At 65.5% G+C, this 12,218-nt stretch carries 13 protein-coding genes; 6 read left to right on the top strand and 7 right to left on the bottom strand.

What is annotated here, in order from left to right; all coding sequences use genetic code 11:
* Positions 1–80 precede the first annotated feature (80 nt).
* A complete protein-coding gene (locus GGR13_RS10510; protein ID WP_183213477.1) occupies positions 81–440 on the bottom strand; it encodes a DUF4440 domain-containing protein in 360 nt (119 codons plus the stop codon).
* A gap of 336 nt (positions 441–776) precedes the next feature.
* On the opposite strand from GGR13_RS10510, the gene GGR13_RS10505 reads away from it, so the two are divergent.
* The 3 genes from GGR13_RS10505 (at position 777) to GGR13_RS10495 (ending at position 3,635) form a co-directional block, all read left to right on the top strand.
* Positions 777–1,946: a S41 family peptidase gene (locus GGR13_RS10505; protein WP_183213476.1), complete on the top strand. Its 1,170-nt coding sequence runs from the start codon at positions 777–779 to the stop codon at positions 1,944–1,946.
* A gap of 278 nt (positions 1,947–2,224) precedes the next feature.
* Entirely contained in the window at positions 2,225–3,016 is a 792-nt protein-coding gene (locus GGR13_RS10500) for a sterol desaturase family protein (RefSeq protein WP_183213475.1), read from the top strand.
* 124 nt (positions 3,017–3,140) lie between these two features.
* Positions 3,141–3,635 carry an Ig-like domain-containing protein gene (locus GGR13_RS10495; protein ID WP_183213474.1) on the top strand — a complete coding sequence of 165 codons (495 nt, stop codon included), beginning with the start codon at positions 3,141–3,143 and terminating at the stop codon, positions 3,633–3,635.
* Between the two features lie 261 nt (positions 3,636–3,896).
* Here the strand turns inward: GGR13_RS10495 and GGR13_RS10490 are convergent, their stop codons facing one another.
* Positions 3,897–4,187 carry a hypothetical protein gene (locus GGR13_RS10490; RefSeq protein WP_183213473.1) on the bottom strand — a complete coding sequence of 97 codons (291 nt, stop codon included), beginning with the start codon at positions 4,185–4,187 and terminating at the stop codon, positions 3,897–3,899.
* Between the two features lie 221 nt (positions 4,188–4,408).
* A complete protein-coding gene (locus GGR13_RS10485; protein WP_183213472.1) occupies positions 4,409–4,978 on the bottom strand; it encodes a DUF721 domain-containing protein in 570 nt (189 codons plus the stop codon).
* A 21-nt stretch (positions 4,979–4,999) separates the two neighbouring features.
* Here GGR13_RS10485 and mutY point away from each other — a divergent pair, with 21 nt between their 5' ends.
* Positions 5,000–6,025 carry an A/G-specific adenine glycosylase gene (mutY, locus tag GGR13_RS10480; RefSeq protein ID WP_183213471.1) on the top strand — a complete coding sequence of 342 codons (1,026 nt, stop codon included), beginning with the start codon at positions 5,000–5,002 and terminating at the stop codon, positions 6,023–6,025.
* Here mutY and GGR13_RS10475 read toward each other — a convergent pair.
* Entirely contained in the window at positions 6,022–6,348 is a 327-nt protein-coding gene (locus tag GGR13_RS10475; protein ID WP_183213470.1) for an antibiotic biosynthesis monooxygenase family protein, read from the bottom strand. The genes mutY and GGR13_RS10475 overlap by 4 nt on opposite strands.
* A 62-nt stretch (positions 6,349–6,410) precedes the next feature.
* Between GGR13_RS10475 and GGR13_RS10470 the strand changes: the two genes are divergently transcribed.
* On the top strand, positions 6,411–7,142 hold the full coding sequence (locus tag GGR13_RS10470; protein WP_183213469.1) for a type 1 glutamine amidotransferase: 732 nt from the start codon (positions 6,411–6,413) through the stop codon (positions 7,140–7,142).
* A gap of 87 nt (positions 7,143–7,229) precedes the next feature.
* Positions 7,230–9,722 (top strand): hybrid sensor histidine kinase/response regulator, encoded by a 2,493-nt coding sequence (locus tag GGR13_RS10465; protein WP_343060349.1) that lies wholly within the window; start codon positions 7,230–7,232, stop codon positions 9,720–9,722.
* Between the two features lie 12 nt (positions 9,723–9,734).
* Here GGR13_RS10465 and hemF read toward each other — a convergent pair whose 3' ends face one another.
* From hemF to GGR13_RS10450, 3 genes are all read right to left on the bottom strand, one after another.
* Positions 9,735–10,622, bottom strand: coding sequence for an oxygen-dependent coproporphyrinogen oxidase (gene hemF, locus GGR13_RS10460; RefSeq protein WP_183213468.1), 888 nt, complete (start codon positions 10,620–10,622; stop codon positions 9,735–9,737).
* Positions 10,623–10,670: 48 nt separating this feature from the next.
* A complete protein-coding gene (locus GGR13_RS10455) occupies positions 10,671–11,054 on the bottom strand; it encodes a VOC family protein (protein WP_183213467.1) in 384 nt (127 codons plus the stop codon).
* A 92-nt stretch (positions 11,055–11,146) separates the two neighbouring features.
* Positions 11,147–12,109, bottom strand: a complete 963-nt coding sequence (locus tag GGR13_RS10450) for a DUF808 domain-containing protein (RefSeq protein ID WP_183213466.1) — start codon at positions 12,107–12,109, stop codon at positions 11,147–11,149.
* Between the last annotated feature and the right edge of the window lie 109 nt (positions 12,110–12,218).

Genomic DNA, 12,218 nt, shown 5'->3' with positions numbered 1-12,218 from the left:
GGACACCAGGCTCTGTTGTTGATGCAAGCGGGGCGGGCGAACTGATCCCCCATCCCATCGCCTTTCGCTCGCCGTGCGGCTTAACGGAGGGAGAGAGGCGGAGTCTGTTGATGCTGAACCACCCGCCACACATCATGCTCGAGCCGCCGGTATGTCGACGTGCACCAGGCCTCGTAGCCCGCTTCGCCATCTTTTTCTGCGTGCGCCTTGTAAGCCACGACGATCAGGCCTTCTTCAGGGCGTGAGATCTGGCCTTCCGTGATGTCTACGCTCGTCCAACGGGGTGTCTTTGCTACGGCTTCAATCGCCGCACTGCCGCCCAGGATGTAGGGTTCCGCTGGCAGAACCATGAGGCAGTCTTTGTCGACCAGCTCACGATAATGATCTGCGTCACCGGTCCAAAGGCCCTGCTCGAAGGTCCACACGCGTGCGTCGTCCATGACGGTCTCCTCAATGATGTCGTCCTGACAATCCGGCGTAGGCGGCAATGTTCCGCGACACAGTCGTGGCCGAGTGTCTCAACCCCCGAAGGCGCGGTATAAAAAGTGCCTTTCGGGCGTACCAGCACTGGCCACCCTGGGGCGACGTCAGACAGCGAATCCCGCCATCAGGTCGGACCGGGACCGGGGCGTTTGGCTCGAGAGTGGACCTTCCTGACGAGACTGGGGTGGCTGACGGAACTTCGTTGGAACTTCAGCTCGTTGTCCGCTCCTGAAGCGCACGATCGTTACCAAGATTTCAGTTGCTACGGTGCCGTTGGTGCAGGAGCGTGCGGAATGCGTCATCGTTTTTCCGGCCTGGTTCTGGCTGCGGCTATCCTTTCCATCGCTCCTCAAGTCTTCGCCCAGACCGCGGAGGACTATCGACGGGATGCGCTGTCGGTCGATCCGTTGATCGCAGAGAATTATGCCTATCTCGATCGTTTTCCGGCAGAAGCCGCGCCGTCGAGCGATCGGCTTCGCGCAGAAGCCGAGGCCGTTCATGACGCACGTTCGTTGGTCCGTTACGCAGAACGACGCCTTTCCACGCTGGCGGATCCGCACGCGATCACGAACCGCTCTCTCGGCGATAGCTGGGCACTGACGCCAAGCTATGCCGATCTCTGGATCGAACACGAAGCCAGCAGCTATCGCGTCACGGCGGTCCGCCCGAACACGCAAGCCGCGGCGGCGGGCATCGTGAGCGGCGATGTCCTTCTGGAGATCGAAGATGTCGCTATGTCGGAAGCGATCGATGCCTACTGGCACGACCTGGGGGTCGAAGCCCCCCCGGACGGTGCCGGATATGCCGCGCGTGTGCTCGCGGCGGGACGGCGGGATCGCCCGAGACGGATGGCCATCCGAAACGCCGCCGGCGAGGTTCGCACCCTGAACCTGCCCAACCTTTACGCCGTGCCGCGAAATGACAGGCCGCCTGTTTCCGTCAGTCGCAGCGCCGAGGGACTGACCATCGTGTTCAACGACGCCCTGGGCGACAATGCCACCCTTGCAGCCTTTGATGTTGCGATGTCTCAAGCCCGTCCGGGTGAAACCGTCATTCTCGATCTGGCAGATACGCCAAGCGGCGGGAACACCGTTGTCGCGCGCGCCATCATGGGCTGGTTTGTCTCGGAAGCGCGGCCCTATCAGATTCACCGACAGATCGCCGAGGAACGCCTGACCGGCATCCCCCGCCAGTGGATCGAGGAACTGCTGCCGCGGGATGGCCGACATCATTCCGGCCCCGTGAAGGTCCGGGTCAGTCGCTGGACCGGCAGCATGGGCGAGGGGTTGGCGATCGGAATGGATGCCATCGGTGCCGAGGTCTCCGGATGCCCCATGGCAGGCCTGCTGGGTGCCGTTTATGATTTTCGCCTCGAGCACTCCGGGCTGGTCCTCAAGCTACCGACCGAGCGCCTGTCAGCCGTCAACGGTCTTCCGAGAGAAGATTTCGCCTGCAGCCCCTGAACCGGTTTGAGCAGAGGGATGTCAGCCGGCGGCCCTTTCTGATTCATCGGGCATCCGTAATCGGTCGAGACGGGTGATGGCCCGGAAAGCGAGATGCTGACATTCGCTCTACCGACCGAAGGCGGCCCCTCCGAGCGTCGACCGGGTGTGGCAATCGGACCGCCCTTGAGGACGATGGTTTAAGCTGCGCCGTGTAGATGTATCTACCGGGTTGCGGCATTCTCTTGCCAAGTCTGGCCTGCCAGCTTGATCAATAAACGGGGGAACCTGCGGCACCCATGTCCGATCTCATCTTTGAGTTCAACCGCTGGCAGCTCGCAGTGGCGGCCGTCGTGTTCGTCCTGTCTGTCGGAGCGGAACAGCTGTGGCCTCAGGTTCGCGGCCGGGACGCCCAGCGCAAGCGCTGGGTCGTCAATCTCCTTCTTTTCGTCGTGGGGTTTGGAGCGGTGGCGCTGCTGGCCCCGTGGATCCAGCAACTGGCGGTCGTCGTCGACCGGTTCATTCCCTTCCCGCCACTGGTCGCCATGGATTTGCCGGTCTGGCTTCTGGTCATCGTGTCGTTCCTGCTGATCGACCTTCTGGCCTATCTGAGCCACCTGGCCTTCCATGCGGTCCCGTTGCTGTGGCGTCTTCACCGGACCCACCATTCGGACCAGCTGATGGACGCCTCCACGGGCGTACGACATCATCCGCTGGAGGCCATCGTCGGTGGCGTCGCCCAGCTGTGCATCCTCGCCGTCCTGGGCGTACCCTTGCTCGTGATCATGGGTTACGGGGTCATGGTCGGCATCTGGCAGTTCGTCACCCATATGGACGTCGCCTTGCCGGAGCCGATCGACCGCGTCGCCCGGCTGGTTGTCGTCACGCCGGGCATGCACCGCGTCCATCACTCGGTGCGGATGGACGAGGGCAACAGCAATTTCGGAATGATCCTGTCCATCTGGGACCGGATGTTCGGCACCTATCGTCGTCGCGTGGCCAACGAACGCCCCATGATGCCGATTGGCGTCGAAGGCTTCACGCCGGGTCCGGGCGTCCTCGGCTGCCTGCAGGAACCGTTTCGACGCTGACGACACCTCTCGCAAGAACAAGCGTCGATGAGTTCTGTTCTGCGCTTGTTTTCGTCCAGACCCTGCCTAACGTGATCGTCGATTCGCGGGGGTTGGTTCCCCGGGATTTTTTTCGAAGGTATCCATGCTGAAGTTCCGCTCAGCCGCCATCGCGGCCTCATTCGCCTCCGCCCTTGTGGCCTCGACCGCATTGGCGGGGGCCCCAGGCACAGTCACGACAATCACCAGCCAGAGCCCGAATCCGTCGACCGTCGGCGCGTCTGTCAACCTGACAGCGACAGTCACCAACCCCTCCGCCGCCCAGTGCTTTGGCGCGATTCAGTTTCTCGACGGCGGAACGCCATTGGGGGGTGCAGCCGCGCTGACGACCGTCGATCCGGGCAGTTCTTCGGTGACGGCGAGCCGCGTCTTTCCGACGGCCGGCGCACGCAGCGTCACGGCTTCATATACCTCTACCAACGGCTGCCCAACCAGTGCGTCAGCTGCGGTCACCCAGACCGTCAATGCCGTTGCAGCCGCGGTGCCGACCGTCGGCGAATGGACCATGTGGGGCCTCGCGGGGCTCATCGCACTGGGCGGCGGCATCGTGCTGTCCCGTCGGAGCCGTCGCTTCGTCTGAAGAATCTACTCGGCAGAACAATGGGGCGGCGGATCGCTTCGCCGACCCTTTTGTGTTTTCAGCAGAGGACCAACGCTGCGACGGTGAGGCTGAAACCAAAAAGTTTTTGGCAAACAGGCAACTCCGTCCTGGGTTAGCGCCCACACCAAAGTCGTCCCGTTCAGCGACAGCACCATGACGTCCCGCAGAGGGGCTCGCTTGTCCGGTCCCCCTGCCGAAGCCGCCCGCCATCCGGGGCTGCAGGTTGGGGGCCGAAGGGGTTCATGTGCCGGACTGGATCGACCAGCGGAGGCTTGTGAGCGTGACGTTCAAGCGGGCGGCCGTCGCCCTGTCCGCGATCTCGTCCACGGCTTCTTCCGATGAGGTTGAAAACACGGCCCGGCCCTGTCCAGCACTGTGTGTGACGACGGCGTCGGGATCTAGAGATCGCTCGGCCGCGACGAAGCGGCTGACGTCGTCTGGCGATCCGGCGACTTCGACCCTGTGGTCCGATTTCTGTGAGAAACAGCCCGACAAAGCCAGTGCGACAAGAACAACCCAAAATGACTTCATCTTCGTGCCCCTTGTAAGTCAGGGTTGAAACCATAAGGGGGCTGAATTGCCTCCGCAAGTCGGCAACCCGCGAAACACGCTTCATGCCGGAAACTCGAAAACCAACCGTTCAGCCGGAAGCCCTCGTTGCGCAGAGCGGGAGGGGCCGATGACAAAGGCATGGCGTCCATGGGTTGCCCACAGCCATTTTCGCGTGTCAGACCACGTCTGCCGTGTCGCTGTCACCGCCCTCTTGGCGACCGGCCCTTGGCTTCATCCGACAGGACCGCACGCCCCAGGTTGGCCAGTGCCGCCTTCAGGGCGTCCGGGGCGGCTTCCACCGAGCGGGCCAGTTCGGCCTCGGCGGCGGCGTCGAGCGGGTCGATGCGCCGCCGCGCCCCCTTGGTCGAGGCGGCGGGCAGGGTCAGCGGCTTGACCGGTCCCTGGGCGATGCGCAACGACTGGACGCTGCCGGGGCCCAGAAACAGGTTCACGCGCGCCAGGATGTCGGCGGATTGGTGCTGGACCAGCAGGGCGGCGGGGCCGGCGACGCGCAACTCCAGCGTTCCGCCCGCACCGGCCCGGCCCTTGGTCAGCTTCTGGGGGCGGGTGACGCGGGCCAGCTGGTCGCCGACGATCTCGCGCCACCGCGGCTCCAGCGCCGAGGCACCGCGGCCGAATTTCGCATCGAGTTCCTTGATCAGCGGGGCCAGCGCGCGACCGGCAGGCGGCGCGGGCCGGGGAGCCGGCCGAGTCCGTCGCCGCGACAGGATTTCGCGGGTCTCGCTTTCCGTGGGCAGGTCGCGGGCCATGGTGCTTATATAGCGCGACCGATGACCGACGTCGCCTCCCTCCGTTCCGATCTGCTGGCCTGGTACGATGCCCGGGCCCGGACCCTGCCGTGGCGCGCGCCGCCGGGGTCCGGGGTGCGCACCGATCCCTATCGGGTGTGGCTGTCAGAGGTGATGCTGCAGCAGACCACGGTCCCGCACGCCACCCCCTATTTCCTCAGCTTCACGAAGCGCTGGCCGACGGTCGCGGCGCTGGCGGCCGTCGACGACGGAGAGCTGATGGGGGCCTGGGCGGGGCTGGGCTACTACGCCCGCGCGCGCAATCTGCTGGCCTGTGCCCGGGCCGTCGCGAACGACCATGACGGCGTGTTTCCGGATACGGAAGCCGGGCTGCTGGCCCTGCCCGGGGTCGGGGCCTATACGGCGGCGGCCGTGGCCGCGATCGCCTTCGACCGCCCGGCCAATGTCGTCGACGGCAATGTCGAGCGGGTCATGGCCCGGCTGTTCGCGGTCGATACGCCGCTGCCCGGGGGCAAGGTCGAGCTGAAGCGGCTGGCGGGGACGCTCGTGACCGACGACCGGCCCGGCGACTGGGCCCAGGCCCTGATGGATCTTGGTGCAACCGTCTGCCGGCCCCGGTCACCGCTCTGTCTGGTCTGTCCCGTCGCGCGGCATTGCCAGGGTCTGGCCAGCGGAGAACCGGAGCGATTCCCGGTCAAGGGCGCGAAGGCGCCGCGCCCTCACCGCACCGGCGTGGCCTGGGTCATGCGCGACGGTCAGGGGCGGGTGGCCGTGGTGCGCCGGCCGGACAAGGGTCTTCTGGGCGGGATGATCGGGCTGCCAACCTCGGACTGGGGCGAGGGGCCGGAAGTCACGGACCCGGTCGTCGCCGACTGGCGCGATGCCGGGGCGATCGAACATGTCTTCACCCATTTCTCGCTGACCCTGCAGGTACGGGTGGCCACGGCGGCAGCGAAGGATGTGATCTGGCTGGAGGAGGCCGAGGCCATGTCCGCCCTGCCGACCGTCTTCGCCAAGGCGCTGGTCCGGGCCGGGGGCGAGCGCTAGTCGATCAACTCGCCGGGCTCGTAAAGATTGGGTTCGAAGGTCGCGATGGCCATGATCGGGTTCATGGCGGCAGAGACGTCCGGGTTCCGGGTCATGGCCCTCCAGTCCTCGACCGATCGCCAGACAGCATGGTTGGCGACCGTCCTGCCGTTCAGTCCGCGATGCAGAGTGGCCGAGACGAAACCGGGCAGGTCGCGCTGGATACCCATCAGACCGGTGAGAAGCTCCAGCAAGGCTTCCTGCTTTTCAGGCTGACATTTCAGGACATTGATGAGGACGACCGGCACGTCATCGGAGTCCTGGGTCGCTCGAACATCATTCATGGGAGCGGCCATTAGCGAATCTGGCTTGCGGCGTCACGCCGGATCGCCTTCCAGTATCGGGCATGAAACCCATCGCCATTCTGGAGACCGGCAAGCCGCCGGCTGCCCTGACGGATTCCTTCGACGACTATCCGGCCCGGTTCCGGGCCCTGCTGGGGGAGGGCGTCGCCACCCGCCGGTTCGATGTGCAGGCGGGTGAACTGCCGGTGGATGCCTCGGCCTTTCAGGGGGCGATTGTCACGGGGTCGTCGGCGGGCGTCTACGAGGATCTTCCCTGGATCCCACCCCTGCTGGACTGGTTGCGCACGGCGCGGGGGCGGACACGGCTGGTCGGCATCTGTTTTGGCCATCAGGCCATGGCGCAGGCGTTCGGTGGTGAGGTTGCCAAATCGGACCGCGGGTGGGGCATCGGCCTGCATCGCTATGACGTGGTCGCACATGAGCCGTGGATGTTCCCCCGCGCCAACGCGATCGCCATCCCTGTCTCGCATCAGGATCAGGTGCTGGCGATCCCTAAAGACGCCCGGGTGATCGCGGCCAGCCCGTTCACGCCGCATGCCGGTCTGGCTTTTGGAGAGGACGCCATGTCCTTCCAGTGCCATCCGGAGTTCCAGCCCGAATATGCTGCGGCCCTGATCGAGAGCCGGCGTGGAGACCGGTTTTCGAGCGATCTGGCCGACGAAGCGCTGACGACCCTGCGCCGTCCCAATGACCGGGCCGTGCTGACGGCCTGGATCCGGGCCTTCCTGCTCCTGACCCCCCCGCCGGTCGAGGACCAGGGCAGTGGCATTTGAGGTTGATCCGGATTTTCCCGTGGCTTGCTAAAGGTTGCTCAACCTCTTTCGTGTCCTATGGAGCGCTTGGGGATAAGGGTTTCAATAGTGTTGTATCGCGCCGTTGTGGCGATGGCGTGTGTGCTGTTTTTCGGGCTGGCCTGGACGCCTGCGCGCGCAGCGTCGCCCGAACTCGCAGTGGCTCCGCTTGAAGACGCGGAAGCGCTGGCCCGGTTCGTGGAGCGCCGCGCTGCATCCACCAGCTTTGCCGAACTTGAAACGTTCGGGCGCACGGCCGCGGCGCGCAATGACCGCGAGGGCCTGAATCGCCTGTATCATGTCACCTGGACGATCCTGAACCAGGGCGAATTCGAGCGCGCGGCGGCCTGGAACCGTCGTCTAGCCGATGCCGCCGAAGCGCAGAAGGATGACCGCTACATCGCGATCGCGGCCCTGAATGACATGACCATCCGATACGACACCGGTGACGTCGGTGCCGCTTCGGGGATGATCGCCTATACCCGGCCGGGGCGCGACTGGTTCGTGCGGGCCCATGCTGCGCGGCTGATGGCGCTGCATCTGGTGGATCAGGGAGAGATCGGGGCCGGCCTTCGACTGCTCGCCCAGGCCCAGGCCGACATTCCCGATCGTGATCCCTATGCCGCCACCGCCCGTGCGGGAATCTGGGAAGTCGTGGGCATGGGATTGAAGGATCTGGACGACGTCGAGGGTGCCACAGCAGCCTTTCGCAAATTCGAGATCGATTTCTCAAATCCGGCCTACCCCCGCCCGGATTTCGACAGCCTGTACAACCTGACCAAGATGGCCCTGCGCATCGGTGATCTGGATCGCGGGCGCGCCTTTGCCCGCGCGCACAATGCGGTGGCCGTCCGGTCGGATCTGCCCGCCCTCGCGATCTACGATGCCGCACTGTGTGCCCTTGTGGCCGATGCCAGCCGCCAGGCGCAGGGTGTGCTGGACTGTCTTGCGCCGTACGGCGAGTCCCTGGGAGATGCCGCCTTTCTGGCGCTTGATGTCCTGCCGCTGCGCGCGATGGCCCGGGCGAGGGCCGGGGATGTCGCAGGCGCGGCCCGCGATCTGTCGGCCCTGCAAACGCTGAACGTTCAGGCCGGCGATGGCTCCCGTCTGCGCGAGGTCGAGGCCGAGATCCTGTTTGCCCAGGGTCGCCCGACGGAGGCCTATAACCTGCTGCGAGCCTACAAGGTGGATCAGGACCTCGCCGCTGCCAGGGCCTTCTCTGCCGGCGTCCACCAGGTCACGGGCGACATGCAGCAGCAACTGTCCGACCGACGCGCCCAGCTGGACACGGCGCGCGCCAAGACGCGCCTGCAGTGGCTTGTCATCGCCATTGGCGTCGTCTTCCTGATCTCGATCGCAGCGGGGCTCGTCTGGCAGATGCGGCAGGGCCGCAAGCTCAAGGCCGCGCAGGAGCGCGCAGAAGCCGCCAATCGGGCAAAGTCCGAATTCCTCGCCAACATGAGCCACGAGATCCGCACGCCGCTGAATGGCGTCGTCTCCATGGCCGACGCCCTTTCACGAAGTGATCTGGATACAAATGCCCACCAGATGGTCGATCTCATCCGGTCATCCGGGGCGACGCTGGAGCGGTTGCTGACAGACATTCTCGACAGCGCCAAGATCGAGGCCGGCCAGGTCACGCTCGAGCCGACCGTTTTCGACCTGAAGCACACCATTGGCGACATCGCCCTGATGTGGCGCGCCAAGGCCGAGGACAAGGGTGTGGCCCTGGTCTTTGACTTCGATCCAGCGGCGCCACGCTGGGTACAGGGCGACGCCGTGCGACTGCGTCAGATCCTGACCAATCTGGTCTCCAACGCCCTGAAGTTCACGGACCGGGGCAATGTGACGATTGCCGTCTCGACGACGGAGGGTGACCGGATCACCTTCGCCGTGCGTGACACCGGCATGGGCTTTGATGCCGAGCAGAAGGCCCGGATTTTCCAGCGCTTCCAGCAGGCGGATGGCTCGATTACCCGGCGGTTCGGCGGCACGGGGCTCGGCCTCGCCATCTCGACCGCCCTGGTGGAGCTGATGGGCGGCGAGCTGGATTGCGCCAGCGTGCCGGGCCGGGGATCGGAGTTCGTCTTCGCGGTCGATCTGCCCGCAGCAGCCCCGCCCGTCGCCGTTGCCGAGGCCGCCGAAGCCACCGACATCGCCGCGCTGCCGCTGCGCGTCCTGCTGGCAGACGATCACCCCGCCAACCGAAAGGTCGTGGAGATCATGCTCGCTGCCACGGCCATGGAACTGGTCGCCGTCGAGGATGGTCGTCAGGCGCTGGATGCCTTTATGGCCAGTCAGTTCGACCTGGTGCTGATGGACATGCAGATGCCGGTCATGGATGGACTGTCCGCAACAGCGGCCATCCGCGCCTTCGAGGCTTCGTCCGGTCGCGAACGGACAGCCGTCCTGATGCTGACCGCCAATGCCATGGCCGAACATGTCGCCCAGAGCCTGGCAGCGGGTGCCGATGGGCATCTGACCAAGCCCATCACGCTGGCCGGCCTGTTTGCGGCCATGGCAGACGCCCTGTCAGGCCAGGAAGTCCGGCAGGCCGCCTGACAGCCGGTCAGCCTAGGGCCATTTCACGATCGGCGGCATCGAGCTGAGGATCGATTCGACGTTGCCGCCGGTCTTCAGCCCGAACATCGTGCCGCGGTCGTACAGAAGGTTGAACTCCACATAGCGGCCGCGACGGATGAGCTGCTCCTCGCGCTCGTCCTCGGTCCAGGCCTCGGTCATGCGGCGCGCGACGATGGCGGAATAGGTGTCGAGGAAGGCGGTGCCGACGTCCCGGGTAAAGGCGAAATCCTTGTCGTAGTCGCCGGTGTTGTGGTGGTCGTAGAAGATGCCGCCGATGCCCCGCATCTCGTTCCGGTGCGGCAGGAAGAAATACTCGTCGCACCACGGCTTGTATTTCGCATACCAGGTCGGGTCGTGGGCATCGCAGGGGGCCTTCATGCCAGCGTGGAAGGCGAGCGTATCCGGGGCCTCCTGGGTCCGCTCGACGTCCAGCACCGGGGTCAGATCCGCCCCGCCGCCAAACCAGCTCTTGGTCGTGGCAATGAAGCGGGTGTTCATGTGAACGGCCGGCACGCGCGGGCTGACCGGGTGGCAGATCAGGCTGATACCGGTAGCGTAGAAGCGCGGGTCTTCCTCGGCGCCGGGCACATTCTTCGCATAGTCTGGGGGAAACTCGCCGTGAACGGTCGAGACATGGACGCCGACCTTTTCGAAAAGCCGGCCGGACATCATCCCCATCACGCCGCCGCCGCCGTCATGGCGGCTCCAGGGTGTGCGCACGAACCGACCGGGCTCGCCCGGAAACAGTTCGGCCGGAGCCGCGTCTTCCAGCGCCTCGAGACCGGCATGAATACGATCGCGCAGGGTCTCGAACCAGGCGCGGGTTTCGACCTTCTTGAGGTCCAGGGGATCGGTGTCGGAAAGGGGGGCGAGGCTCATGACCGGGTTGAACCACGGATCGAAACCCGCGTCACCCGGTCCGATCGATCATCCGGCCTGGGTCAGGCTCAGGACATTGCCATCGGGGTCTGGAAAGAAGGCCACCCGGGCCGATCCATCGGGTGAGGTCCAGATGCCCCGGTCGTCCTGGCCCATCCCGGGATAGATCGTCATCCCGGCACCCGCTGCCACCAGTGCGCTCACCGTGGCCTCGATATCGTCGACCATCCAGCCAAGCACGGGATGCGCGCCGGCCTTGAAATCGGGCACATGCGTGATCCGCAGCGTCGCTCCCCCCAGGTCATAGACCGCAGCAAACCCGTCGTCGTGGGGCGGGCTCAAGCCCAGCACGTTCGAATAGAAGGCCTCTGCTGCGGGGCGGTCGCGGGTGAGGATGAAGGTCACAGGGCGGGCATGCGCGAGGGAAGCCATGTCGGAACCTCTCTGGTGTCAGGCCGACACAATATCATAGCCTGACGGTCTTCGCATGGACCGGGCCACCACCGTTCGTCTGGACCCGGCTGTCAGTGAGCCGAAGGGTCTGCAGCCTCGGGCTTGCGACGCATGGTCCCGATCTGATGCACGATGACGGCCAGCACGCCGCCGACGATGACGCCCACAATGCCCGCGCCCAGGGCTGTCACCAGCCATTCCGCCACCGGGCCGCCGAATGGCAGGGCGGATGCCACGGCCACGGCGGCGTCGTGAATGATCTCCTCGGGCCAGACGAAGCCGAAGGTGTGCGCACCATGCACCAGAATGCCGCCACCGACCCACAGCATGGCCGCGGTGCCGATGGTCGCGATGGCCGACATCACGACGGGCATGCCCTTGACCAGCCCGCGCCCGACGCCGCGCAAGGGTGCAGAAGAACCCTTGGCCATGTGCAGGCCGATGTCATCCATCTTCACGATCAGGCCCACGACACCATAGACGCCGACCGTGATGGCCAGCCCGACGATGGCCAGGACCATGCCCTGAACCAGGATCGGACGGTCCGCCACGTCATTCAGGGCGATCGCCATGATCTCAGCCGACAGGATCAGGTCGGTCCGGATCGCGCCCGAGACCTTCGCGTTTTCGAGCGCCACGAGATCGTCGAACGCTTCCTCTTTTGCATCGTGGTGACCGCCTCCGAAGGCCTCGATCAGCTTTTCGGCCCCCTCGAAAGCCAGATAGGCCCCGCCGAGCATCAACAGGGGCGTGATCGCCCATGGGGCAAAGGCACTGAGCAGCAGGGCTGCGGGCAGGAGGATCAGAAGCTTGTTCTTGAGCGACCCGATGGCGATCTTGCCGATGATCGGCAGTTCGCGGGCAGGGGACAGACCGACCACATAGCGGGGCGTGACGGCCGCATCGTCGACGACAACGCCTGCGGCCTTCGCCCCGGCCTTGCCGGCCGCCGCACTGGCGTCGTCGAGCGACGTTGCCGCCAGCTTGGCAATCGATGCGACATCGTCGAGCAGTGCCGCTAGTCCCGAGGGCATGATGATTCACCAGTTGGAGGGTCAGTAACCCACAGGGTGGCACGCGCAGCGGCCGTCGCCAATCCACACCGGCTTTACTCGCGACGATGCCTCAGCCACGGTCTGCACC

It is taken from the genome of Brevundimonas variabilis, assembly GCF_014199945.1.
GTDB classification, from domain to species: domain Bacteria; phylum Pseudomonadota; class Alphaproteobacteria; order Caulobacterales; family Caulobacteraceae; genus Brevundimonas; species Brevundimonas variabilis.
The sequence above is the reverse complement of the archived record's forward strand: the minus strand, read 5'-3'. Positions and strand labels throughout refer to the sequence as shown.

Excerpts from the sequence above, each read along its gene's own strand:
- GGR13_RS10510 (WP_183213477.1), bottom strand. The coding sequence starts at position 440 with ATGGACGACGCACGCGTGTGGACCTTCGAGCAGGGCCTTTGGACCGGT.
- GGR13_RS10505 (WP_183213476.1), top strand. The coding sequence starts at position 777 with ATGCGTCATCGTTTTTCCGGCCTGGTTCTGGCTGCGGCTATCCTTTCC.
- GGR13_RS10500 (WP_183213475.1), top strand. The coding sequence starts at position 2,225 with ATGTCCGATCTCATCTTTGAGTTCAACCGCTGGCAGCTCGCAGTGGCG.
- GGR13_RS10495 (WP_183213474.1), top strand. The coding sequence starts at position 3,141 with ATGCTGAAGTTCCGCTCAGCCGCCATCGCGGCCTCATTCGCCTCCGCC.
- GGR13_RS10490 (WP_183213473.1), bottom strand. The coding sequence starts at position 4,187 with ATGAAGTCATTTTGGGTTGTTCTTGTCGCACTGGCTTTGTCGGGCTGT.
- GGR13_RS10485 (WP_183213472.1), bottom strand. The coding sequence starts at position 4,978 with ATGGCCCGCGACCTGCCCACGGAAAGCGAGACCCGCGAAATCCTGTCG.
- mutY (WP_183213471.1), top strand. The coding sequence starts at position 5,000 with ATGACCGACGTCGCCTCCCTCCGTTCCGATCTGCTGGCCTGGTACGAT.
- GGR13_RS10475 (WP_183213470.1), bottom strand. The coding sequence starts at position 6,348 with ATGAATGATGTTCGAGCGACCCAGGACTCCGATGACGTGCCGGTCGTC.
- GGR13_RS10470 (WP_183213469.1), top strand. The coding sequence starts at position 6,411 with ATGAAACCCATCGCCATTCTGGAGACCGGCAAGCCGCCGGCTGCCCTG.
- hemF (WP_183213468.1), bottom strand. The coding sequence starts at position 10,622 with ATGAGCCTCGCCCCCCTTTCCGACACCGATCCCCTGGACCTCAAGAAG.
- GGR13_RS10455 (WP_183213467.1), bottom strand. The coding sequence starts at position 11,054 with ATGGCTTCCCTCGCGCATGCCCGCCCTGTGACCTTCATCCTCACCCGC.
- GGR13_RS10450 (WP_183213466.1), bottom strand. The coding sequence starts at position 12,109 with ATGCCCTCGGGACTAGCGGCACTGCTCGACGATGTCGCATCGATTGCC.